The organism is Paenibacillus sp. J22P218, assembly GCF_056269195.1.
On sequence record NZ_JBWDNL010000009.1, the window covers coordinates 146518 to 169072 of the forward strand.

A 22555-nucleotide genomic window follows, 5' to 3' on the forward strand; every position below is an offset into this window, starting at 1 on the left:
GTTACGGATTTCAACTAAATGGGTAAAGCAGGTGTAAAGTCAGATGCAGCAAGAAATGTATGTGGTTGCGTCCAACCCGGTACACGCGCAGGGCGAGCATGCGCGGCTGAACGTATTATTCGCAGGCGAGAGCCAGACGAAGCCGTCCCACCGGCTTGGTCCGAAGGTGTACGACTTCTATCTCATGCATATTGTGCTGGAAGGAGAAGGCGTCTTCCAATTGGAAGGGAAGAGACATTCTCTTGCCGCGGGAGACACGTTTCTCATTGAGCCGAAGCAGCTCATCAGCTATGAATCGGACAGTGCCAATCCATGGCGCTATCGCTGGGTCGCCTTCAGCGGCGAGCATGCTGCCGAGCTCGTTGCGGCGGCGGGCTTCCAAGCAGATCAGCAAGTGATCGGCATGGCGAAGTGGAAGCGGGCAGCCCTCCTATTCCGACGCATCTACCAGACGTTCAAGGTCGGCGGAGCTGATGCACAGCTGTCGGCAACAGGCCATCTGCATCTGCTGCTGGCCGAATATATGAAGGCGCTGCATGCTGCCGGCGGCGACGATTCGGTTCGTACCGCTCACGGCCAAGGAGACTTGCTGCTGCAGCAAATGATCCATTACTTGTCTTCGCAATACACGCACCCTGTATCGATCGAGCAAATGGCGGAGTCGCTAGGATATAACCGCGCATACTTGTCCCGCTTCTTCAAGCAGCGGACAGGTGTATCCCCGGTCACCTTCCTGCTCAAGCTGCGCATCGACAAAGCGCGGCATATGCTTCGCGAGCGGCCTGAACTCACCGTTGAGCAAATATCAGCCTCCGTCGGCCTTCAGGATGCTTTGTATTTTTCCAAGCAATTTCGCAAGCTATACGGTCAATCGCCAACGGCCTACCGCGACTCCATGAGAAGTATGCATCGATCCTAAGTCAAGACATCTGCGGCAGCGTTATTTCATCCAACTTAATGTCGATCATAATACCCATTATTCGGGCATACTACGAGCGGGAGTGATGATCTATGAAGGAGCTGTATACAGGACATTTGTATTGGCCTGGAACAATGGGAGACTCATTGGAGCAGCCGGCGCTTAACAAAAATATAACAGTCGAAGTCGCCGTTATCGGAGGCGGCATGTCGGGTTCGATCTGCAGCCATGTGCTTGTCCAAAGCGGCTTATCCGTCGCCTTGCTCGAACGCGGTGAGATTGCCGGCGGGAGTACTTCCGCGAATACGGGCATGCTGCAATTTTGCAATGACGTCATGTTATGTGATCTTATCGATCAGATTGGGCATAAGGACGCGGTTGCTTTCTACAGAGCCTGCAAGGAAGCTGTTGATCAGATTGACTCAACTGCCAATCAGCTTGCCGTCGACGTAGGATTCAAGCGAAGAAGCAGCTTGTACTACGCTTCAAGCGAACAGGATCTGCCAAAGTTGAGAAAGGAATACGAAGCTCTTCATCACAACGGCTTCGATGTTGAGTTCTGGGATGGCGACAAGATTGCGAAGCATTTTCCTTTCCGCAAGTCAGGGGCCATTGTCACCCACGGAGATGCGGCAATCAATCCGTACCGATTCGTCAGCACCTTGGCGCGGCATGCTGTAGACGCGGGCTTGCAGGCGTACGAGCATACCGATATTGTAGACCATCGCACGCTGGAGAACGGCGCTCACTTGCTTCGCTCGGCAGACGGCTACGAAGTTGAAGCGCAGCATGTTATCTATGCGATTGGCTATGAACCGGAAGAGCTCCGAGGCAAGTTGATCAAAGCAAGCTTGAACCGCTCCTTCGCAATCGTAACAGGTGTTCAGCAAAGCCTTGCTGATTGGCATCAACATTTCTTTCTATGGGAGACCGCTCGTCCCTATCTGTATATGCGTACAGATGATCATAACCGAGTCATAGTCGGGGGGCTTGACGAAGAGATTGAGCAGCCGCTGCACGATGCGCAAAAGCAACAAAAGCATAGCGAGAAGCTTTATGATCAGATGCGGTCACTATTCCCAATGCTTGAAGCGCCTGTCGAATATGAATGGAATGCCACCTTCGGGGAGTCGCGCGACAATCTGCCGTTTATTGGCGAAGATCCGGCTTGGCCAAATGTGTACTACTGCCTCGGATATGGAGGCAACGGCTCGATCTATAGCATGATAGCCTCCCACCTGCTGCGCGATCAAATTAAAGGCATCCCCAATGACCTGTCGAAGGTCGTAGCTCTAGACCGCGAGTCGCTGAGTCGTGTGTAATTCTATATTTGAAAAAAAACGCTTGATTAGCCCCGTTCCGAACGCGGCCAATCAAGCGGTTTTTTTCATTAAGCACCGGCCACAATTAATGAGGCGCCGCAGCCGCGAAATACGGCTTCCGCAGCGCCAAGACGCGATAAGTCTGGACCGCCATCCTTATCCAGCAACGACTTGCTCTCATCCGTTTCGACGATCAGTACGAGAGAGCCCTCGCTTATCGCCTGCGAGCATATTTTGGTCTCTTCGTCATCAAGCCCTAGCGCATGAAGAGAGCTCGAATGCTCGTCTGTATCGAATAACGTGAACGCGGCAAGCGCAGCCGGAAATCCGCCGAGCGCCGTTCCCGTCCCCCAGGTGCTTGCCCCATAAGCGGCAACCGTTCCAGCACCGCCAAAGCCTGCCGCTTCCCCCATTGCCAAGCTTCCAATCCCGAGTCCATGCCCGAATCGATTGCCGTCCGTGTCCTCCAGCTCCCGCATCTCGTCCGCATGCACATCGCTCTCCGCCTCGATGCGTCTGGAATGCTCCGCATCCTTCGCAAGCACCTTCAATTCTCCAGTAACGAACCCTGCCTGCTCCAACTGTTCTATTGCTTCAATAACTTGCTGCTGGCTTTCGAACACGCCGATTTTTCTAGCCATATCGTTCCATAACCTCCTAATTCGCAAGAATAGAGCAAGGATTCTGCCTATGTACCTGAATCATTGCTGCTTTAGCTATCTTTGTTATGCCCCTCTTAGGCGGGATTGAGTCGTATTTTGGCATCTGAATGGATATTTTGACTATTGCTCGCATATTGTCCGAGGCAGGTTGTGCATACTTGCGGTTCAGGTTATGATGAAGGAATGAGTATGGAAAAAAACGGACAAGCAGGAGGCCAAACGATGATACATCGGATGCTTCGCTACCCCTCAGGCTGGGAGTGGCATGTCCTTCAGCAAGCAGGGCATCGTCCACTACAGAAGGAGCCTCTGCCGAGCCGCAAGGATTCCGCCAAACAAACGGCCACAGCCTTATTGGATAAGAGCGCGCTAGAGCTTGCCGAACATGCAACAGAGCAATCGGAAGCCGAACAACATATAGAGCAAACGAAGAAGCTGTTCCCGGAATGCGCGAATTGGATGGACGTCTGCGAAGAGCGGCGGACGAACCAAATTATCGTAGAGGATACGCATGAGCAAGGTCCGGTCATTTATGGCACGCTTATGTTTCAAATATCCGAGCATTCCGACGATGTGCAGCCGTTCCACTTTTGGCTGACAAGCAGACGGCTCATTACCATTCATGACGATATACGTTTGCCGCTGCGGCTGCAGACAGATGCATTGACGAAGAAGCTCGGAGAATGCGATACGGCCCCGGAAGCACTGTTTGCAATGATGAGCGTCATCCTGGAACCGTTCCATGAAGGGCTTGACGGCTTCGAAGCAAGGCTTGGCGAGCTTGAATCGTCCATGCGCAACGAGAACCGTACGGGCCTGATCGATATTATTTTCGAACGGAGATACGATCTGCTCCATTGGAGCCATCTATTCATTCCTATCCGCGAGCTGCACGGGGCTGCCAAGGAAGCATTCATGAACGATCTGATGGAAACGGAGAGCTTTAAGCGGATTACGCATAAGCTTGATCGGATCGAACTGCTGCTCAAGCATTATGCGCTTGAGATCGATACGCTCATCTCGATGGACGATGCGATCTCCAACTTCCGCGGCAACGACATCATGAAGACGCTGACGATCTTCACCGTCCTGTTCCTGCCCGCTACGATTGCTGGCTCGCTCTGGGGAAGTAACTTCATCAAGCTGCCATGGAAGGATGATTCTTGGGGCTTCGCCTTGATGGTCACGATAATCGTCGTAATCACGGCGATTATCTACGTCTGGTTATGGAAGAAAGGCTGGACCGGCGATTTGCTTCACGGCCGCAAGCCTCAGACCATTACAGGACAAGAGCCGCCGAGTCGACTCAGCCGCTCTAATCGGCATCGGATGAAGTCTAGCAGCCCATCTCCCCGTTCGACCGTTCAGGAACTGGCTGCCTTGTCTTCCGATCAGGCTTCACAGCCGCCGCTTAGCCGTTCCCGCAAGAAACGCCCTTAACGATAACGAGAAGAGTCCGGCGCTGCCTTCGCAGCTAACCGGACTCTTCTTCGTTCAATCGTTTATTACAGCTTCACGGGCAAGCCCGTCAGCGCCGACTGATTCGCCGCTATCGTAACGCGGTGCGTCAGCCATGCATCCTCATAGGTGGAACGAATGCGCGATACATCGCCCGTCCTTACCGCGTGGAGAAAAGCTTCATTCTCAAGCTCGTATGGATTCGTTCGATTCGCGTATTCCGTTTTGCGTCCAGCCTCGACATCGAGAAGTCCCCCATGGCTAAGCTCCAGTACGCCTTTATTCGTATAAATATGAAGACCTACCCGGTCTCCCGCCGGAATTGCGCAAGTGTTGCTGATCGTTGCCACAGCCCCATTCACAAGCTTCAAGGTCACCGTGCCTACATCCGGTACGGTAACGCCTTGCTCCACATCAGCCATTATGCGCGAGCCATATGCGGCATACACTTCGCTTACTTCGCCAAGCGTATAACGCAGCAAGTCAACGATATGCGTGGTTTGCTCCACGAATTGACCGCCCGAGCCCTCCATCTTACGCCACCAGCTTACACCTGGCATTGAACCCATCCAATAACCAAGAGCCATACCGACGGTCCGCTCGCGTAACAATTCTTGCGCACGGCTCGTTCCGTCCATATAGCGGAAGTGATAGCCGACAGATGTAATCAGCTTCTTGCTCTCGATTTCCTTAAGCAATTCGGCAGGTGTCTGTTCGTCAGCAGCAAGCGGCTTCTCTACCAAGAACGGAATGCCTCTTTCCACTAACGCCCTTTCAATCTCACCATGCGCGAACGGCGGCACGCATATGTATACGGCATCCAGCTTGCGGTCATCCAGCATCGTATGAATAGAGCTATAACCTCTAGCGTCCTCGTATTTGGCCGCCTCCTGATCCGCTTTCTCCTGCGAAGTGGCCGTGAATGCGGCAACCTTAACGCCCTCAAGCTTCGCCAGCTTCTCGGCATGCATACGGCCGAACCAGCCCGTGCCGACGATTCCAATGTTCAATGTCATCGATATGGCTCCTCTCGCCTATTGATATGGTCAAATGTAAACGGCTTCTTTCCTATATTATAAATTATACGTGTCGCACACAAGATGTACAACCAATCGAACATGAACGTTTCTCTTTTCCTGCCAATAAATCCGCAGGTACCTATTGCAGCTCCGCTTCATACTATACAACAACGATAGACCGGAATGAATGAACGGAGGGATGCCGATGGGAGTCACGATGAGTAAGTCAACGAGAGCTCAGGAGCTTGATTTGCGAACCGCCATGTTTCTAGCTGCGGTTTGCGGACAAACCTATGTACAGTTCAACAATTACGCGGATGGCTTATTTCTAGCTCCAAGAGGATACAGCTTAGTTGGAGAATTCAAGGCCAGTGCGTATGACAGCAACGAAGAACGATTCGGCTTTGTACTGACAAGCGAGCAAGCTTCCGTCCTTGCATTCCGCGGAAGCGGGTCAGCAGAAGACTGGGTTGCCGACTTCATCGCTCAGCAAAATGTATACCGCCCTGTCAAAAATGCCGGGCAAACGCATAAGGGCTTCACCGACATCTATATGTCGACGCGCAATGAAGTGCTCGCGCTCATCCAGACGCTGCCTGCCGACAAGCCGCTGTTTATTACCGGGCATAGTCTCGGCGGTGCGCTCGCAACGCTCGCAGCCATCGATATAGCAAGCAATACGGCGATCCGCTCGCCCATCGTATATACGTTCGGGGCTCCAAGGGTAGGCGATCCGAAATTCGTCCGCGCCTATAATACGATTATCAATACGCATTGGCGCTTCCAGAACGAGTTCGATATTGTCCCGCATTTGCCTCCGCACGTCTATCAATCGCCTAAGACAAAGCAAACGTATTATTACCTCCATGTCAAAGGCGAAGTGAAACGGTCGTTCAGAATGGGTTCTATATCCGGGAATCATATCTTATCCAGTTATTTCGCCGATCTAGTGAAAGAAGACCCCGCATTTGCCGTCTTGGTCTGCAGCGAGCCTCCAGGCTGGTGCCCGGCTGTAGAGCAATAATTTTTTTGACTACAAAAAAAACGCATTTCCGAGAAGCCATCAGCCAGCAAACTGGTTGAATCGCGGAGAATGCGTTTATTTTTTTAAGCAGGCAACACATAAAGCAATATCGCAAAGAAGTGGACGATCGAGCCGCCCAGTACGAACAGATGCCATACCGCATGATGATAAGGGAAGCTGCGCCACATATAGAACACTGTTCCGAATGTGTACAATAAGCCGCCGGTTATGAGCATTTGCACACCGCCTGGCGCCAAATGCGTCGTTAGCGGCTTCCAGGCGAACACGATGATCCAGCCCATTGCGATATAGACGAGTGTAGAAGTGAACAGAAACCTCGATGCGAAGAAGGACTTGAATATAACGCCGGCTACCGCAGCGCCCCATACGATCCCGAACAACACCCAACCAAGCGTGCCTTGCACGATGTGAAACAGAATTGGCGTATACGTACCGGCAATGAATACATATATGAATGAATGATCAAGCGCCTCGAATACCCGCTTCGCCTTCCCTGCCGGGAAGCTATGTACGAGCGTTGACGCCAAATAGAGCAGCAGCATCGCCGAGCCGTATATCGTGAAGCTAACGACGTGCATGGCTGTCCCCTTCAACGATGAGAACACGATAAGCAGCACGAGCGCCGCTATGCTTAAGATTGCGCCGATGCCATGCGTAACCGCATTCGCGACTTCCTCGCGCTTCGTATACGTATGCGTATTGGCCATACTGACAACCACCTCCAACCTTTCTTGATGATTATCAGTTTAAAGCATCATAGCCACCCTTTCAACCATCCCCGGACGGAGTCGATCGTTTTGTCCAGGTTGCAGATCGCTTGCTCGTCCGTATAGGGCTTCGTATGGCGAAAATAATCGGCATGACCGCCAACGGTTGGAATGCCCTCAACATAGCCGGGAGCGAACTTCAACCGATTCCATCTTGGCATCGTGCGCCCCGCCGCCGTCCAGCCTCCCCAGCTACCGATCCGGCTAATCGGATCGTTGAGCTTGCCGGTACCGTCAACGGAATGGAAGTAACTCACGCGCGCTTGCAGCTTAGGATGAATCGGCGTCTTCGGCGATCCGACCTGTACGATGCGTATATCGTTATCTTCACCGTATTCCTCCATCATCCTCGCAGCCTGATACGCTGCCGCGCCGCCGCCGCTATGTCCGATCAGCAGCATACGCTTGCCATTCTCATTCAACTGTTTAATATGTTGGAATGCCCGGCGTCCGCCTATCCGTCCGGCAGTCATACGATTCGACAGATCGGTCCGCACCTCGATTACTTGCCTGACCAGACTTTGGCTCGCATCGCCATAAGGAAAAAGCACATGAATGTGAGGCTCAATGCCGTCGTCTCGAAACAGCTTATCCAGTTTTTTGCGGCATTCGTTGAAAGCACAGGTCGTTGTTGCCACGCCGGCAAGCAAATATATGCTAAGCGATGATGCAGAATTGTTCGCCGTCATAACAGATCCCTCCGAATTCAGAAGAAGTTGTAATTACATTATGCGGGAGCTTGCGGTAAATCATGCTTCGATGTAAATGTCAGTTCCTTCTATTCTAAGCTTAAGGCCGAAAACATCAGCCGCGTCTCGAAGCGGTATCGCCTTCATGTACCGATAAACGCGCTGTCTGCCCCTCGCTTCCATTCCGCTCCATACTTTGCGTTGCAGGATAGGCAACTGCACAGCTTTCCCTGCGTCTGCCATACTCCGCTTCATGACCGCGACTAAATCCCCGGCAGCGCTCTGCTGGATACGAACGTTCAAATGAAGCAGCTCTCGGTAAAATTGCTCGTCCGCGTACAAGCGGCCTCGTTCAGCGAACACAGCTCCCCTATACGTGAATCGCTGGCGAACCGGCTTGCCCTCGAGCGACGTGTCGGTAATGCCTGCAGCCTCTATGCCCATTGATGTCGCCGTTCGATAAGCCTCTCGCAGAACCGGTTCGGTTGCAATAGAATAATCATTCACTCTTCGTGATTTATTGTATGCCGTTACATTGTTAACGTCGAAATAAAATATAGCTTTGACACGCGGATATTTGCGCTCCAGGCTGCCGTACAGCCGCTTGATCTTCGCTGCCGCGAAACCGATATCATGCGCATGATCAGTCGTATTATAGTGCGTAACGCCAAACTCCGATAATTGAATCGGCTTCCTAGCGCTGAATCGATTGTAGACGGTGTTAAGCAGATCTAGCGGATCTTCGAACGCAGCAGGTTCATCTTCATTGCCGTTATGATACTTCACATTGTATACATTGACTCCTACCCAATCAACGTAAGCATCCCCAGGATAGAAACGCTCTATTGGCTTCTCCGGCACCGTCAGCACCGTCCATACCATGGCAACATTCGGTGCCAGCTGCGCGAATCGATCGTGTACGAGCTGCCACTTCTGCTTATACATAGCGGGATCACCGCCATAAGCAGTCCAAGTACCGTTCATCTCCGATGCATAGCGCAGAAATATAGGTACACCTGCCTCGCTTGCGTCCTTGGCGAATTGTCTTAAATACGCATCGTCCTCCACCTGTGCAAGCCCCTTATTCGGTTCCCAGGCGATATGAGGGAAGGCCCCAACCGACTTCACCTGCTCCACCCATTCCATCGGGAAGGGTTGTCCATAACCAACATATTTGAAGAAGCTCGCATGCGTACGCCCCGTTAACTTGTTAAAAGAATTCATGCTGCTCGCAATCGCTTCATCTTGTAGTACATACGCGCCTAGATAAGTGCCCGTTTCAGGCTCTGCCTTCGCCAATTTGTACCACGCCTCTGCCCAGTTGACATGAATCGTCCAATCCTGTTTCTCCACAATCGGTACACTCCCGGCAGCCATTACGGATTGAACGGGAGAAAGAAGAAGGAAGAGGGCTGCAACGAGGCTATATAATATCATCCTGTTATGATTCAATAACGGTCACCTCCGACTTCCTTTTTCAAAGCTTTTGCAGTCCGATGACTCGTTATTCGGAAATATGGGAAAACAAAAAGAGCGATAAGGCCGCCTCGCTTAATGGCCCTTCGCTCTATTGGTACTGCTATGCTGGCTATGCTGGCATTACACACCCATTTTTTTGCGCTGATTGTTAACCTTCTTCGTGTTCTGGCTCTTCAATTCTTGCGTGCCGGTCGTATGATTCTTCTGACCAGGCAGCCCACCTTGCGCTTGTTTCTTCTGAGCAAGCAGTTGCTTGGCACGTTCGGCTTGAGTCAGCTTCTTCGGCTCTTCAGCCGATCCATTTTGTTCGTTCGTAGACATAGGTTCACCTCGCTTTATGCTCCACATCATTCTTATTCTACTACAGTTATAAATCTGGTAAAAGATCCTTTGCGAAGTCGGGCGACAGCTTGTACCGACCAATTCGCATTTTCGGCCAGCCGTTCGATTGGTTCCGTCGTCACAATGACAGCCCGTGCGGCAAAACGCCTCATGTTTCGCAGCATTTCTAGCTGCTTGTCCTCGGGGAGAACCGAGCATAAATTATAGGGCATATCGATAATGGCCGCATCGTAATGACCCGTCAGCCCGCGCATATCGGCAAGCTTCACCCGATCAGCATAGCCGAAATGCGCGAGGTTCATTCTTGCGCCGCGCACGGCCAGCGGATTGAGATCAACGCCTTCGATATCGATCCCCATCGACATCGCTTCAATCAACACCGTTCCGATGCCGCAGCACGGATCGATAAGCTTCACAGCTTCCGCACGTCCCGGCGCTGCAATATTAACGATCGCTCTGGCCGCTCGGACAGGAAGCGCAGTGGAATAGTTCTGCGGCTTCTTCTGATGCTCCAGCCAAATCGCGTCATTATCCTCGCAGAGGCCGAACAGCCAGCGGCCGTTCAGCCGAATAAGTCCGAATAATCGATCCGGCTTTCGCATCTCGGCTTTTCCGCGTATTGCAGCCCCTGCCAGCCGCTCTAGTTGTCTGCGTTCCTCATAAGTAATTGATGAGTCGCCAGCAGTTTGCGTAAATACGACCTTAAAGGTCTCGCCTTCACCCAGCCCTACTTCAGGAAGCAGCTCGACTAACTCCTCCATGCTTCCCGCAGACAGCTGGACATGAATCTTTTTTCGAATGAACGGACTGCGATTGGCGGCAATCTCAATATCACTCTGGGCAACGCCGCCGGCACACGGCTGAGCAAGCAGCAAGCTTAGCTCCAGCTGACATAACTCCGTCTCGTCCTCGTGGCAAGCATAGGTGTATATGAACATGGTGCGCCTCGCCTTTCTTTCCCTTTAATCGTTCATCGGCTCCGAATCTGTGCTTGCTGCGCTTGGCGGTCGCTCCTCTGCATGTGCAGCCGCGGAAGTCTCCGTGCCCTTCGCCTTTCGGTGTCCGGAACCGCTTGTCTCATGCTCGCCTGTCAGCTCATGAAGCTGTTTCTCCAACGATTTAATCGTCCGTTGAAGCCGATATTGACGGATTAGTCCGAACGAACCAACTGTCAGACCGCCCAAGAGGGTCGACACAAGGATCACGAGAATAAGCGGTGTCGTCGTCTTCGCGAACAGGAAATTCACTTGAACGGAATCCACATTGATGACGGCGAATATCGCAATAACGAGGGCAAATACGAACGCTGAGATCAGCATGCCTTGTCCCTTCATCTCATTCCCTCCCTTTTCTCCAAATCGTACCACAAAATCGAATTCATTTCTTACAATTGGCAAAAAAGAAGCGAATGCTCGTCTGCAAGCATCCGCTTCTCAAGACAAAATATTAACTTTCACTCAAAACGCCGGAACCCACTACACTCTTCTTCTTAGCTGAAAGCAGCCATTTAGTAATAATGTATACGAGTACGAGCGACTGAACAATAGTCGTCTCCCAAGTCGGATACGCCCCAAGGAAGCCAATCGTCGGAAATCCGGATAGCGTATGCGACGGCAACCAGCCCGCAACCTGTAAAGAATGAATGCTTTCGCCAAGAAAACGAACGACCAAATAGTAGATCAGCGCTGATGCAAGCAAGAAGAAAGGCTTTATCGGCAGCTTAGCGCTGAAACGTATAATGGCAAAGCCTAGTCCGATCAAGAGAACGAAGGTCACTCCGAATCCTAGTGCAAGCTGCAAAGGCTCGATCGATGGAGCCATTCCGATATAGAAAATCGTCGTTTCCGCACCTTCGCGGAATATCGCAAGCGCAGAAACCGCGAACAACGACCATAGACTGCCTTTCGCCAGCGCGCTGCCCATTTTGTTATCGATATATTGAGTCCAGCTCTTCATATTGGACTTGCTGTGCAGCCAATTGCCGACCGTCAACATTAAGACGACCGACAGCAGACCTGCAACGCCTTCAATCGCTTCGCGGGCACTGCCAGCTGCCAGCTTGGCAATGGCGTACGTAAGGACGAATGCCATTACCCCGCTAAGCGCGAGTCCAGTCCATACCCCTGACCAAATCCACTTGCTCTTGCTCCCGTTGCCCGTACGCTTCAAGTAAGCGAGGAGCGCCGCTAGCACTAGAATCGCTTCCAACCCTTCACGGAGCAAAATCATTCCCGCATCCCATGCCGTATAGCGCGTATCCCCGGTCATCGGGCGCAGTTGCTCTTGAAGCTCTCCAATGAGCTTGTTCGCTTTATCGCCTTGAGGCGGATTAGACAATAAGTAGCCTGCAATCTCAGCCATTCTCACCTCGACATTCGTATACACCGCGGCGGATCGAAGCTGAACCTCCCCCTCTACCGAAGGCCATTGCGCGATGAACGACTCCATCTGAGCAGCAGCTTCTGCATAGCGCTCGGATTGCGATTCCTTAAGCGCTAAGTCCAGCAGAGCTATCGCTCCGGCAACGGACAACTCCGTTCCGGCGCTTCCTGCATCGTCGGCAATGCTTCCCGCAGCATATTGCTCGATAAGCTGGATGAGGGCTTCTGCTTCTGTCGTAGCCTGCTCTTCACGCGGCGGTTCAGCTTGAATCGCAATGCGCAGCATACTCATCTTTGTTTCCAACAGGCCGTATACTTTGAAGTTATCTTTGCGTACGGCAGACTCTACCTGCGGCCATCCGCCGTTTATTTGCTTATACGCTTCACCGGCTTTCGTCCAGTCCGACTGCTGGACAGCATCAAGCAATTGCTGAACGATTGGCTTGATTGTAAGAGCCGCTTCCGTTCCTGAAAGCTTGCCCGAAGAGTCCTGTTCGCCCTTTACACTCTTTGCATAGCTGTTAATGGCCTTGGCAAGCGTGGAAAGAGATGACTTCGCTTCTGCTGCATCCTGCTCTTGCTCTCCCACCGTTAGAGCAGTAATCGCAGCTTCCAATGCTGCATCGACCGCCTCGGCCTCTTTGGTCTTTTCCGGCTGAAGTTTCACCCAGCCGTCTGCCGCCTTTACGACATGTCCTTTGGCCTCTTCCCACTTGCCTTGACCGGCTTCAACAAGTGCACCGCCGACAAGCGGCAACAGCCGATCCAGTTCTGCTGTATCCGCGCTGCCTGCTGAAGCGACTGTAACCGTACTCCATTGAATGATCGTTACAATAAGAAAAGCAGCCAAGCAGAAACGAATCGTTATTCGTTTCATACTGCTGCCATTTCGTGCGAACATAAGCGGTTCGCCCCTTCCCATGGTGCTTAATAATTCTTGTCCTGCTTAGAATAGCGTTTCACCGATATACCCGCCTTCGCGAACCCCGGGGAAACAAGCAAACTGTGCGCTTCCGACATGAACGATATATTCGTTCAGCAGGTCGTTCTGCCCCAGTTTTTTTTGCATTGGCGTGAACTGCTTGCTCGTATCGCGATTGAAGCAGATGAATAACAAACCTGCATCGAGCTGCCCCATCTTGTGATCCATGCCGCTGGAATACGAATAGGAACGTCTTAATATTTGTATTGAACCGTCACCGCGAGCAAGCCTCATATGCGCGTTGACCGGAATAACGGGCTTGCCTTTCTCATCGAGCTTATCGAAGTCTGGCGCGTCATGCTCCTGCGAGCCGCCAAGCGGCGCTCCGCTTGCACGATGCCGACCGAAGGTTGCCTCTTGATCGCCAAGCGTGGAGCGATCCCATACTTCAACGCGAATTCGGATACGCCGCACGACCATATAGGTGCCGCCTTCCATCCAGCCACTACCGTCAGAAGCACTAGCCCATACAACCTTGTTCATTACCGAATCATCGCTCGTGTCGGGATTGTTCGTGCCATCCTTGAACCCCATCAAATTACGCGGCGTAGCGCCAGACGGATCTGCACCACCTGTTCTTTGGAAGCCTTCCTGCGTCCAGCGAAGGACTGCCTTGCCTCTAGCTAGTCTTGCCAGATTGCGAATCGCGTGGAAGGCGATCTGCAGGTCATTCGCGTTCACTTGCACGCCAATGTCTCCGCCCGACCATTCCTCACGCAGTTCATCCCCTCCGAAAGGCGGAAGATCTGCAAGCGGCGCTGGTTTCTTCGCAGCCAGCCCGTATCGTGAATCGAAAAAGGAAGCACCTACGCCGAACGTTATCGTTGTACGTGATGGCGTTAAGCCTGCCGCCTCCCCCGTATCGGAAGGAGGCATATTCACATTGTCATTCGCTTCGCCGATCATATGCCCCTCAGCCATTGCTGCGGATGCTTTCGTCCATGTTTGGAACAGCTTCTTCACGTCGGCCAGCGAATCCGTCGTCAAATCGAACGCTGCGAATACGAGAAAGTCTTGTGCCGGCGTGGTAATGCCCGCCTGATGCTTGCCGTAGAAATCAACGGAATCGCCATTGTTCGACTTGCCCGTTTCCTTAACAACGCTAGCTGAGACGCTCTTCTCGGCAGCCGCCCACACGCCCCCCATGCCCGATGCGCCGAATAGAAGTCCAGCGCCTCCTACGCCCGCCATACGCAGCAAGTCTCTTCGGCTTATGGGCTTTTTCAGCATGCCATCCTGTTTGACGTTATCCACTTGCTGCTTATCTGGTTGGTCAGGATGCTTCTTTTCATCCATATGAACTATGCCTCCAAAATCGTGCCCATCTGCGACAACGGCTCAGCAAGAGCATCGATCAGTTGGCTCAGTTTCTTCGTATCTTCTTCTTTTAGAGCTTCATACGAAACATAGCCATCACCTGATTTGTATTCCGTCAGCGCTTGTTCCAGCTCCGTGAACGCTTTGCCGATAGATTCCTCTAGCGCCGCATCCTTCTTGTTAAGCTCCGGCTTCACAAGATCGTAGATCTTTCTCGCGCCTTCAACGTTAGCAGCGAAGTCGTACAAATCCGTATGCGAATATCTTTCTTCTTCGCCTGTTACTTTAGAAGAAGACACTTCGTTAAGCAGCTCAACCGCACCGGTTAACAGCAAGCTTGGCTCAACCTCGACGGTTTCCATAAGCGCACGCAGCAGCTTCGTATCTTCAAGCAGACGATCAGCATACTCCGTCATGCCGTCTGTCGTGTTGTTCGCCCACAATGCTTGCTCGATACGGTGGAATCCACGCCAGTCCTTCTCCTCGACGTCGTTCTCGCGAGCGTCAATATTAGGATCGAGATCGCCAAGCGCTTCGGCAATGGGTTCGATCCGTTCGAAGTACATCCGCGTCGGAGCATACAACGACTTGGCAAGCTCAAGGTCTCCGCCTTTCACGGCGTTAACGAATTTCTCCGTCTCGATAATAAAAGTATCCGCCTGCTCTATCGTGAATGTGCGATAGCTGTTCAAGATTGGCTCCCAGCTTGCATCGGCTGCCTCCGTGCTGCCGCCATTCTCTGCACCCGCATTCACCGTTTCATTGTTCTCTTCTCCGTTCGCTCCGCAGCCTGCCATGACTAGCGTGCAAGCACATAGAAAAGCAACTAACTTCATCTTCATTCTATTGATCTCCTCTTATTCAAACGAATAAATTACTTTAGCACTAAGCCAAAGTATAATCGCGGTTGATAATCATTGTCAATTGATGATTTATGAACTTTCGTCATTTTTACGCGCATCTTCCATTCAACAATGTTGATGAACGATGCGCCCCAGACTGAAACGGTACTATAGGAAGTTGGTACTATCGGGTAGAGGAATATGTTGGGATAATACAGATATCGAAGCAAGCAAGTTTGAACGAATAAGCAACTATCCGGGAGGCTAACCAAATGGAATCTTTTCAAATGAACGCTAACAATAACGTAAACACAAATGCAAATGCAACTGCAAACGGCAATCATATCCGCAAGCCAGCTAACAACTTCTACCGCCGCCGCAATACGCCGACTTACACATTCATGGCATGGGGCGCATTCATAATCGCCTGCGGATTCGAATTCATCGGCATCTACACGCTTAATCAGACCCTATCCGTGCAAGGTTATTACGCAGTAACCGGAGTTCTGCTCATCATAACTTCGTTCCTGCTCCAAAAGGTTGCCCGCGACAATGACGAGGATAAATTTCTGAAGGAGCAAAATCCATACCACAGAAACAGAAATACGTCGGCGTTCTCGTTCCTGGCTTGGGCAGGCTTCATCATCGCCATTCTCGCTCAATATATCGGCATATTCAACTTGGAAGAGCCGCTCTATGTGAAAGGCTACTATGCAATCGCCGGCGCATTCCTTATCGTTGCCTGCCTCGTGCTTCAGAAGACGATCAGAGACAACGAGGAAGACAAAGCTCATATGAATCTAATAGACGAATACCAGGCTTAGCATAAAAAGCGGCGCTGTCCACCAGAGTGAATTCACCTTGGGTGGGCAGCGCCGCTTTTTTATTACAAGTTGAAACTGTTTGACATACTTGCCTAAGACCATATTTGAGGCTGTGTCTTCACCGTCTCCCCCGTTGCGATTGCCTGCTGCATCATTAGGGCCAAATAATGATCTTGTGAAGCTTCAGCTAAGCTATAAAAGGAAGGCCGTTCATCAAGGGCATATTCGCCCATATGCAGCAAGGATGTGGCAATCGCGATCTCATCATCGGTTAGTCTAGCCGGCGCGAACGGATTGCGATAAAGCCACTCTTCCCCGTTCGTGATGCCGCGATGAAAGTAACCTTCTAGATTGCCATTATGCCCCGTATCTATCCGTCGAAGCTCTGAATAGACTGGCGTCGCATAATCAACCATATAGGCCGCTTCTGCGCCAACAATCTCGCCATGACTGCCGCGAACGAGAATGCGGTCACGACGAACCCATGAGAAATATTGCTCCCTCGTAAAATCATACACCCCAAGCTTGTCCCCAAAGCGAATTGTGGCAATGGTCTGTTCAGACGAGATGATCTCGCCATCCGCAGGGTCCCCTTCTCTGCCTCCGCTTCTTATCAATGGAGCCGTGAATCTCTCGCCTCGGATGATTGCTTGCTCGAAGTTAACTCCGAGCAATTGCCTAATCAAGCTGATTCCATGATAATCGTGGGCTGCCGATACTTGTACATGATTCACTTCGCCAAGCTTCCCTGAGCGGGCAAGCGTAATTCGCGCGGCATGCATCGGCTGGTATAAATACTGCTCCGCTACCTGAACCTTAGCGGATTGCGGTAAGGATTCGAAGAGAGCCGTGAGCGATTGAAGATCGGAAGCGGGAGGCGTCTCCGCCAGCACCGGTATATGTTCTGCCGCAAGTTCTAGGGTAATGGCTGGCGCAGCCGTACGGGGAACGGAAACAACAGCAAACTGGATATGCGGTTTCGCCAGTGCTGCGAATTGCTGGACCGTGCTTACCGTACGTACGCCCCATTTTTTCTCCATAGCCAGCGCCTTTTCCTTGTCTCTAACGAGCATGGTATGTACACGGAACTGCTGCGGAAGCGCCTGTGCGATTCGCAAATAAAATTCAGCCCTCCAGCCAGCTCCAACAATTCCGAACGTAATCAAAGACATATTTATACCTCCGCTTATCATGTAAATGTAGTTCCAACCCATTCGAATTTGATTTTATTTACTATTACGGACTCCATAGACCTTACTAGCTTAATTTTGGCCGATATCATTCCGTTACGGACTCCAGAGACTCTATTAGCACGCTTTTGAAATTTTGGACACCTGTTCGAGGCAGTTAGAGTCTCCTCGGTCCGTTAAATCCGTCACCAGTGTCGTTTTAACTCATTAGCGTCACCCGAGTCCGTAACCGAGCAGCTTCTACAGCACAATCAAGGTGGGTTAACAGAAAAAAAAGACCTCATGGACAGAGGTCTTCGTCATGCGGTTCTAAAGGTTGCGGCAGCCTGCCGTTGCTGGCAGCCTGTATAGTTATGCAGCTTGCCGTGATATACAAGTTCCAGTAATGGCGTATTGACCAAGTCGCCCGGGGTAACGAGCAGCGGCGATTTGTTGACCAGATTGACGCCGCCTTGCTCGAAGACGGAAGCTACGAATTGGGAACAGAAGTAAGCATATTCCCTCTTCATCTCAATATTGAACATGACGCCGAACATTCCAAGCAGATTGTACTTGTACTGATCCCGGTTCTGCTCCATGACGCTGATCTGCGTGCGAATGCTTTGATAGGCGTGCTGGCTAATCGTACATTTATATAATGCGCAGGTCGTCTGTTCGAAGAAATCTCCCCGCACATCTTCTTTCACGAATCCGGCAAAAAAAGGATTGTTCGGATTTTTCCTACCGAAACTATATACCTCGTTCAAGTTGCTGTCAAATGCTAGAGAGGCATGATTCAAAGGATCCCTTGTAAATAGCTTAATGGTCTTCGTAAATAACGTGCCTGTATCCGTCAATAGTACGTAAATTTCATAATCTCTATTCATGCCGTACAACCTCCACATTAAAGAACTCTTATCCTGGTATTAACTTTAATGCAGGAGCAACAAATCCTAAACCTGCTCAGGTAATAGAAGCACCCTCGACCTTAGTCCAGTTTTGTCAGTGTCATTCGATAACATCGGCGGACTTGCGTTAGCAAACGTTTCAATTGGAAAGCCTGTCTCTATTTTACTGGAAAAACCCTATTTCCTCAACTGGCAGTTCACCTATTTCCGTACTCTCTTTTTCGTGTAGAATGCTGTCGCATATTGGCAAATATTGATATAGTAGAAAGGAAATGATTTACTCTTGTTTATACATATGCATTTACATTTTTTTTATTATTTTGCTTAAGACAAATTTGAAGAACACGGAGGAAGATAAAATGAATTGGTATACCGACTATAGGGATCGTCTTGGGCTTATATTTGATGTCGCTCAGAAAAACATTGCTCAGTTTCCTGCACCAATAGGAGAAATTGGAGCATCCTTTTCGAACAGATATCATCCATTAAAACGTGACAAGGGACAAGATTACATTTGTACCCTGCTTCCTTTTTGGATGAAAGACGTCGCGGGTGTATCCGATGAGCAATGCGATCAATTCGCTCTCACTAATATTTATTTAATGCTCTATTTCTTTATCCAGGACGATGTCATGGACGATGGACCATCCAGTGATGTGAAGGAAAAGTTGGCTCTTGCTACTCTGCTTTATAATGAGATGCTTCGGATGCTGCGCAAATTATTCCCTTCTCATTCACCTTTTTGGGACTACTTCGATCAATATATTAATGTATGGGCAGATAGCGTCGTTAATGAATCCGCCCATAATTATTTTGTAAATAATCCTATTCAAATTGCTCATAAAGCAGGTCCGATAAAAATTGCAAGTACAGGACTGCTTCTATTAGGCGGGAAGGAAGAACTAATTCCAACTACAGAAGAGGCTGTGGACATTGCTCTCATGACCTTGCAAATGGCCGATGATTGGGTTGATTGGAAGAAGGACATTCATGAAGGCAGCTATAACAGTTTAATAGCATTGATTGAGTCTGATCTTTCAGAACTTCAGCCCGGCAGTACATTAACAGAAGAAGCAATAAATACCCACATTTATGTACGATGCTGCATGAATAAATATGTCTCGGTCGCTCAAGAGATGCATACTAGAATACTCCTTCTCGCTACTCACATCCCAGAATTAATAGATTTCAATAATTACATATTAATGCATTTAAATCAGACGGCAGAGACGATAAAAAACAATCGGGATATGATGAAAAAGGGCGGTTTACATCACTTTTTTATGACACATAGCAAGAACTAAATCGATTTTTCTTATATTATTTGTATGTTTGTCGGTTATTGTAGATTTATTGGTATATTAATGATAAACTCACATGGTAGATGTAACCAATTAAGAGGAGGAATATTACTATGTCAACTGATCTCGCATTAAAAGAACGAATCATCTCCAAAGTTTGGGAGGATGAAGCTTTCAAACAGCGATTGTTTGAAAATCCGAAGGCTGCCATTCAAGAAGAGTTCGGTGTGGAATTCCCTGATTCTTTTGAAATCGAAGCGTTGAAAGAGACTTCTAGTAAATTCTTTTTAGTTATTCCTCCAAGTCCAGCAGAGGGTTCAAAGAAAGAGCCTAATGAATTTCCAGCATGGTATTAATATTTCATACTACATACAGAAAGGAAGATTGCTATGTCAACTGACCTCGCATTAAAGGAACAAATCATCTCCAAAGTTTGGGAAGATGAAGCTTTCAAGCAGCGATTATTTGAGAATCCGAAGGCTGCTATTCAAGAAGCATTCGGAGTGGAATTTCCTGATTCTTTTGAAATCGAAGCGCTAAAAGAGACATCTAGTAAATTCTTCTTAGTTATTCCCGCTAGTCCTGCAGAGGACTCCAAGAAAGAACCTACAGAATTTCCTGCATGGTACTAATAATAGATAGAATACATTAACTAAAAATTTCATTTAAACATTAAGCACTATACCTTTTCAGACGGTATAGTGCTTTTTACTATTTTAAATCCAAAAAGTCAGTTCGTAAGAAATATTGATTTGTCGAAGTTTCGATTATTTTTGTGGATTTTGTCCTATTTTCATGGTAATATAGTCGTGGAAATCTTATACATATTCGGAAGGGTGATCAGTATGTCCGCAGATAAGTCCTTGCAAGATCAAATTATTCAAAAAGCTTGGGAAGACGAAGAGTTTAAAAAGAAACTACTAGCCGATCCTAAAGCAGCGGTCAAAGAAGCCTTCGGATCAGAAATTCCAGATTCATTCGAAGTTGAAGTAGTAGAAGAAACTTCTTCAAAAAAATACTTTATCCTCCCACAAAATCCGAAAAGTGTTACTTCAGATGAAAACGTGGAATTCCCTATGTGGAATTAATAATCACTAAACAACGCCGAGTGCAATTTATATACTCGGCGTTACTTGTTTTATTTTGGGCAAATGAATTACTGCTTCAGTTCCACTCCCCTTTGTACTATAATATTTCAACTTTCCATCCATAAGTTCAATTATTCGAAATGTGACCATTAAACCAAGACCCGTTCCTTTAGTTTTCTTAGAGTAGTATGGTTCACCTAATCTTTTTAAATCCTCTTCATCTATTCCCTCACCGTTATCTCTTATTTTGATAACTATTTCATTTGAATTTTCATTGCACTCAGAAGATATTTCTATTACGCCTTCAGAACCTAGAGCCTCAATACTATTTTTTATTATATTCATTAAAGCTTGCTTGAATTTCGATGAATTCCCCTTTATGTAAAGGTTTGGAGCAGCAGAAACTCTAATTACTCCACCCTGCATGGTTACCAGTGGTCTTAAAATACCTTCTATTTGGTAGAGTTCATCAGTTAAATTTAGAATATACGTCTTTTCAAGTTGTGGTTTTGCAAAGGTCAAAAAGTCTGTAATGATTTCTGAAGCTCTGTCCAATTCATCGATTGCCAGCCTCATATATCCTTTGTCCTTATCATTCTCTGATTTCTGCCCAAGTAACTGCAGGAAACCTCTAGTAACTTGTAATGGATTGCGAACCTCATGAGCAACTGAAGCAGCCAACTGACTGATCATTTCCATTTTCTCTGATCGTTGAAGTTCATTATTAAATACTTCTAGCTGCTTTGAATATTCAACTACTTGTTCATAATTCAACATAATCTTTCTAACTAAAATAATCATCAATGCTGCAAGGAAGAAGAGTATCCCCCATTTCCAAATGTACAAGTACGAGCCGCTTCCAACTGCAAAAAACTTAACAACCTCAGCGGCACCTACTGCCGTGAATAGACAAGAACCTATGGAAAGAATAATTGCATCTCTGTTTCCTTGTTTACAATATACAATCATTAAAATGATTAAAAGTACACAACTCAATAGAATAAAGCCACCAAACCCTATCATTCCTATAACCAAATACCAGTCTCTTATGCCATTTGATATAAACCCTAAGAGAAAAAGGATAATATTCAATACTGCAAGTACTACTTGGATTTTTCTAAAAATAATGATTGCGTTAAATGGTCCTTTTCCAAAAACCTTCTCGAAGAAAAAGAATAGAGAAGGCATAAGCAACGTTGAAGCAACATCAAAAAGATAAAAACATAACTCTCCTAATCCTCCTGTGCCCATATGAATGTAAGGAGAATGTGTAATAATCATTAACCCAATTGATAAAATAAGTGTACTTAGAGAGTTCCAGCCAACAAGATGTGACTTGTTTACAAAAAATATACTTATAAACATTGCAATTGAAATAAAAACTAACGCTGCCCCTAAAATTACATCTAAAATACCAATTCGCATATATTCACGGTTTAGTTTTGTATATTCGCCAATTACAAACTGATCTGTCAAACCGAGGCTTGCTGCATCTGACTCTACCTTTATATATACAACTTTGCTTGCTTCCTCAGGAACTACAGGTAACAAAATTTCATTTTTATTATATGAATAATTCCTTTCAAACTGATAAATCAATTTTTTATCGCTGTAAATAGCAACATTTTTTGCAACTAGCCTATTTATAAACAATGTAGGTCTGACTAATTCAAATTTTGGTAAGCTAATTCTTAACCAAGCATCGTAAACACCACTCGGTTTTTCCGGCAAGTCATCACCATAGGAAACAGGAAACCACCCCTCCGCCTGTTCTTCGGACATAATGTCCTCGATCGTAGCGTCGGGGTTGGTTTCCCATTTCATTTCCCATTCGTTAATGTAGATGGTGTCGTTGTCTTCTGAGTTGGCTTGCGCATGGGTCGGTTGAACTAGAATGGATAAGAATATTGCGAACACGAATGCGATAAATACAGTATATTTGAGCAAACCCTTCATACATACACCTCAGAAAGTCGATAATAGATTGCTACTTCTCTACTAGAGTTCGACAATCTTCGGCAATGACCTTCTAGCAATTCCT

The 22555-nt window shown here is 48.5% G+C and carries 23 protein-coding genes and 1 pseudogene; 10 read left to right on the forward strand and 14 right to left on the reverse strand.

Annotated features, from left to right (window positions below; all coding sequences use genetic code 11):
* Positions 1-43 precede the first annotated feature (43 nt).
* Positions 44-919, forward strand: a complete 876-nt coding sequence (locus AC0YN0_RS29195) for an AraC family transcriptional regulator (RefSeq protein WP_475824450.1) — start codon at positions 44-46, stop codon at positions 917-919.
* A gap of 92 nt (positions 920-1011) precedes the next feature.
* The gene (locus AC0YN0_RS29200; protein WP_475824451.1) at positions 1012-2241 is read left to right on the forward strand and encodes an NAD(P)/FAD-dependent oxidoreductase; all 1230 of its coding nucleotides are present in this window, start codon (positions 1012-1014) and stop codon (positions 2239-2241) included.
* A 68-nt stretch (positions 2242-2309) separates the two neighbouring features.
* Here the strand turns inward: AC0YN0_RS29200 and AC0YN0_RS29205 are convergent, their stop codons facing one another.
* Complete coding sequence (locus tag AC0YN0_RS29205; RefSeq protein ID WP_475824452.1) at positions 2310-2882, reverse strand: hypothetical protein; 573 nt, start codon at positions 2880-2882, stop codon at positions 2310-2312.
* A 243-nt stretch (positions 2883-3125) separates the two neighbouring features.
* Between AC0YN0_RS29205 and AC0YN0_RS29210 the strand changes: the two genes are divergently transcribed.
* Positions 3126-4343, forward strand: coding sequence for a CorA family divalent cation transporter (locus AC0YN0_RS29210; protein ID WP_475824453.1), 1218 nt, complete (start codon positions 3126-3128; stop codon positions 4341-4343).
* Between the two features lie 65 nt (positions 4344-4408).
* Here AC0YN0_RS29210 and AC0YN0_RS29215 read toward each other — a convergent pair whose 3' ends face one another.
* Positions 4409-5377 carry a Gfo/Idh/MocA family protein gene (locus AC0YN0_RS29215; RefSeq protein ID WP_475824454.1) on the reverse strand — a complete coding sequence of 323 codons (969 nt, stop codon included), beginning with the start codon at positions 5375-5377 and terminating at the stop codon, positions 4409-4411.
* 208 nt (positions 5378-5585) lie between these two features.
* On the opposite strand from AC0YN0_RS29215, the gene AC0YN0_RS29220 reads away from it, so the two are divergent.
* Complete coding sequence (locus AC0YN0_RS29220) at positions 5586-6404, forward strand: lipase family protein (protein ID WP_475824455.1); 819 nt, start codon at positions 5586-5588, stop codon at positions 6402-6404.
* Between the two features lie 83 nt (positions 6405-6487).
* On the opposite strand, the gene trhA is transcribed toward AC0YN0_RS29220, so the two are convergent.
* The 9 genes from trhA to efeO all read right to left on the reverse strand — a co-directional run bounded on the left by trhA (position 6488) and on the right by efeO (position 15224).
* Positions 6488-7132, reverse strand: a complete 645-nt coding sequence (gene trhA, locus AC0YN0_RS29225) for a PAQR family membrane homeostasis protein TrhA (RefSeq protein WP_475824456.1) — start codon at positions 7130-7132, stop codon at positions 6488-6490.
* A gap of 47 nt (positions 7133-7179) precedes the next feature.
* Entirely contained in the window at positions 7180-7881 is a 702-nt protein-coding gene (locus AC0YN0_RS29230) for a hypothetical protein (RefSeq protein WP_475824457.1), read from the reverse strand.
* A gap of 60 nt (positions 7882-7941) precedes the next feature.
* Entirely contained in the window at positions 7942-9333 is a 1392-nt protein-coding gene (locus tag AC0YN0_RS29235; protein ID WP_475824458.1) for a glycoside hydrolase family 26 protein, read from the reverse strand.
* A 147-nt stretch (positions 9334-9480) separates the two neighbouring features.
* Positions 9481-9681, reverse strand: coding sequence for a hypothetical protein (locus AC0YN0_RS29240; protein ID WP_442051378.1), 201 nt, complete (start codon positions 9679-9681; stop codon positions 9481-9483).
* Between the two features lie 32 nt (positions 9682-9713).
* Positions 9714-10640 carry a TRM11 family SAM-dependent methyltransferase gene (locus AC0YN0_RS29245; RefSeq protein WP_475824459.1) on the reverse strand — a complete coding sequence of 309 codons (927 nt, stop codon included), beginning with the start codon at positions 10638-10640 and terminating at the stop codon, positions 9714-9716.
* Positions 10641-10664: 24 nt separating this feature from the next.
* Positions 10665-11036 carry a LapA family protein gene (locus AC0YN0_RS29250; protein ID WP_475824460.1) on the reverse strand — a complete coding sequence of 124 codons (372 nt, stop codon included), beginning with the start codon at positions 11034-11036 and terminating at the stop codon, positions 10665-10667.
* Between the two features lie 112 nt (positions 11037-11148).
* Positions 11149-12984, reverse strand: a complete 1836-nt coding sequence (locus AC0YN0_RS29255) for an FTR1 family iron permease (RefSeq protein ID WP_475824461.1) — start codon at positions 12982-12984, stop codon at positions 11149-11151.
* A 45-nt stretch (positions 12985-13029) separates the two neighbouring features.
* Positions 13030-14361, reverse strand: coding sequence for an iron uptake transporter deferrochelatase/peroxidase subunit (efeB, locus tag AC0YN0_RS29260; protein ID WP_475824462.1), 1332 nt, complete (start codon positions 14359-14361; stop codon positions 13030-13032).
* Between the two features lie 5 nt (positions 14362-14366).
* Positions 14367-15224, reverse strand: a complete 858-nt coding sequence (efeO, locus tag AC0YN0_RS29265; protein ID WP_475824463.1) for an iron uptake system protein EfeO — start codon at positions 15222-15224, stop codon at positions 14367-14369.
* A gap of 401 nt (positions 15225-15625) precedes the next feature.
* Here efeO and AC0YN0_RS29270 point away from each other — a divergent pair.
* Both AC0YN0_RS29270 and AC0YN0_RS29275 read left to right on the forward strand, forming a co-directional pair.
* A pseudogene (locus tag AC0YN0_RS29270) lies at positions 15626-15763 on the forward strand (YiaA/YiaB family inner membrane protein); the annotation flags it as partial.
* A 30-nt stretch (positions 15764-15793) separates the two neighbouring features.
* Positions 15794-16048, forward strand: a complete 255-nt coding sequence (locus tag AC0YN0_RS29275) for a YiaA/YiaB family inner membrane protein (RefSeq protein WP_475824525.1) — start codon at positions 15794-15796, stop codon at positions 16046-16048.
* 92 nt (positions 16049-16140) lie between these two features.
* On the opposite strand, the gene AC0YN0_RS29280 is transcribed toward AC0YN0_RS29275, so the two are convergent.
* Together AC0YN0_RS29280 and AC0YN0_RS29285 are read right to left on the reverse strand one after the other, a co-directional pair.
* Positions 16141-17220, reverse strand: coding sequence for a Gfo/Idh/MocA family protein (locus AC0YN0_RS29280; protein WP_475824464.1), 1080 nt, complete (start codon positions 17218-17220; stop codon positions 16141-16143).
* A 317-nt stretch (positions 17221-17537) separates the two neighbouring features.
* Entirely contained in the window at positions 17538-18104 is a 567-nt protein-coding gene (locus AC0YN0_RS29285) for a hypothetical protein (protein WP_337101015.1), read from the reverse strand.
* A gap of 380 nt (positions 18105-18484) precedes the next feature.
* Here AC0YN0_RS29285 and AC0YN0_RS29290 point away from each other — a divergent pair, with 380 nt between their 5' ends.
* The 4 genes from AC0YN0_RS29290 (at position 18485) to AC0YN0_RS29305 (ending at position 20514) form a co-directional block, all read left to right on the forward strand.
* Positions 18485-19429, forward strand: a complete 945-nt coding sequence (locus AC0YN0_RS29290) for a hypothetical protein (RefSeq protein ID WP_475824465.1) — start codon at positions 18485-18487, stop codon at positions 19427-19429.
* A 110-nt stretch (positions 19430-19539) separates the two neighbouring features.
* Positions 19540-19782, forward strand: coding sequence for an NHLP leader peptide family RiPP precursor (locus tag AC0YN0_RS29295; RefSeq protein WP_475824466.1), 243 nt, complete (start codon positions 19540-19542; stop codon positions 19780-19782).
* A gap of 33 nt (positions 19783-19815) precedes the next feature.
* Positions 19816-20058, forward strand: coding sequence for an NHLP leader peptide family RiPP precursor (locus AC0YN0_RS29300; RefSeq protein WP_475824467.1), 243 nt, complete (start codon positions 19816-19818; stop codon positions 20056-20058).
* A 213-nt stretch (positions 20059-20271) separates the two neighbouring features.
* On the forward strand, positions 20272-20514 hold the full coding sequence (locus AC0YN0_RS29305) for an NHLP leader peptide family RiPP precursor (RefSeq protein WP_475824468.1): 243 nt from the start codon (positions 20272-20274) through the stop codon (positions 20512-20514).
* A gap of 27 nt (positions 20515-20541) precedes the next feature.
* On the opposite strand, the gene AC0YN0_RS29310 is transcribed toward AC0YN0_RS29305, so the two are convergent.
* Entirely contained in the window at positions 20542-22470 is a 1929-nt protein-coding gene (locus tag AC0YN0_RS29310) for an ATP-binding protein (protein WP_475824469.1), read from the reverse strand.
* Positions 22471-22555: the final 85 nt, after the last annotated feature.

What these genes read in the sequence shown, in the direction of transcription:
- AC0YN0_RS29195 (WP_475824450.1), top strand. Translation starts at nt 44, where the DNA reads ATGCAGCAAGAAATGTATGTGGTTGCGTCCAACCCGGTACACGCGCAG.
- AC0YN0_RS29200 (WP_475824451.1), top strand. Translation starts at nt 1,012, where the DNA reads ATGAAGGAGCTGTATACAGGACATTTGTATTGGCCTGGAACAATGGGA.
- AC0YN0_RS29205 (WP_475824452.1), bottom strand. Translation starts at nt 2,882, where the DNA reads ATGGCTAGAAAAATCGGCGTGTTCGAAAGCCAGCAGCAAGTTATTGAA.
- AC0YN0_RS29210 (WP_475824453.1), top strand. Translation starts at nt 3,126, where the DNA reads ATGATACATCGGATGCTTCGCTACCCCTCAGGCTGGGAGTGGCATGTC.
- AC0YN0_RS29215 (WP_475824454.1), bottom strand. Translation starts at nt 5,377, where the DNA reads ATGACATTGAACATTGGAATCGTCGGCACGGGCTGGTTCGGCCGTATG.
- AC0YN0_RS29220 (WP_475824455.1), top strand. Translation starts at nt 5,586, where the DNA reads ATGGGAGTCACGATGAGTAAGTCAACGAGAGCTCAGGAGCTTGATTTG.
- trhA (WP_475824456.1), bottom strand. Translation starts at nt 7,132, where the DNA reads ATGGCCAATACGCATACGTATACGAAGCGCGAGGAAGTCGCGAATGCG.
- AC0YN0_RS29230 (WP_475824457.1), bottom strand. Translation starts at nt 7,881, where the DNA reads ATGACGGCGAACAATTCTGCATCATCGCTTAGCATATATTTGCTTGCC.
- AC0YN0_RS29240 (WP_442051378.1), bottom strand. Translation starts at nt 9,681, where the DNA reads ATGTCTACGAACGAACAAAATGGATCGGCTGAAGAGCCGAAGAAGCTG.
- AC0YN0_RS29245 (WP_475824459.1), bottom strand. Translation starts at nt 10,640, where the DNA reads ATGTTCATATACACCTATGCTTGCCACGAGGACGAGACGGAGTTATGT.
- AC0YN0_RS29250 (WP_475824460.1), bottom strand. Translation starts at nt 11,036, where the DNA reads ATGAAGGGACAAGGCATGCTGATCTCAGCGTTCGTATTTGCCCTCGTT.
- AC0YN0_RS29255 (WP_475824461.1), bottom strand. Translation starts at nt 12,984, where the DNA reads ATGTTCGCACGAAATGGCAGCAGTATGAAACGAATAACGATTCGTTTC.
- efeB (WP_475824462.1), bottom strand. Translation starts at nt 14,361, where the DNA reads ATGGATGAAAAGAAGCATCCTGACCAACCAGATAAGCAGCAAGTGGAT.
- efeO (WP_475824463.1), bottom strand. Translation starts at nt 15,224, where the DNA reads ATGAAGATGAAGTTAGTTGCTTTTCTATGTGCTTGCACGCTAGTCATG.
- AC0YN0_RS29280 (WP_475824464.1), bottom strand. Translation starts at nt 17,220, where the DNA reads ATGTCTTTGATTACGTTCGGAATTGTTGGAGCTGGCTGGAGGGCTGAA.
- AC0YN0_RS29285 (WP_337101015.1), bottom strand. Translation starts at nt 18,104, where the DNA reads ATGAATAGAGATTATGAAATTTACGTACTATTGACGGATACAGGCACG.
- AC0YN0_RS29290 (WP_475824465.1), top strand. Translation starts at nt 18,485, where the DNA reads ATGAATTGGTATACCGACTATAGGGATCGTCTTGGGCTTATATTTGAT.
- AC0YN0_RS29295 (WP_475824466.1), top strand. Translation starts at nt 19,540, where the DNA reads ATGTCAACTGATCTCGCATTAAAAGAACGAATCATCTCCAAAGTTTGG.
- AC0YN0_RS29300 (WP_475824467.1), top strand. Translation starts at nt 19,816, where the DNA reads ATGTCAACTGACCTCGCATTAAAGGAACAAATCATCTCCAAAGTTTGG.
- AC0YN0_RS29305 (WP_475824468.1), top strand. Translation starts at nt 20,272, where the DNA reads ATGTCCGCAGATAAGTCCTTGCAAGATCAAATTATTCAAAAAGCTTGG.
- AC0YN0_RS29310 (WP_475824469.1), bottom strand. Translation starts at nt 22,470, where the DNA reads ATGAAGGGTTTGCTCAAATATACTGTATTTATCGCATTCGTGTTCGCA.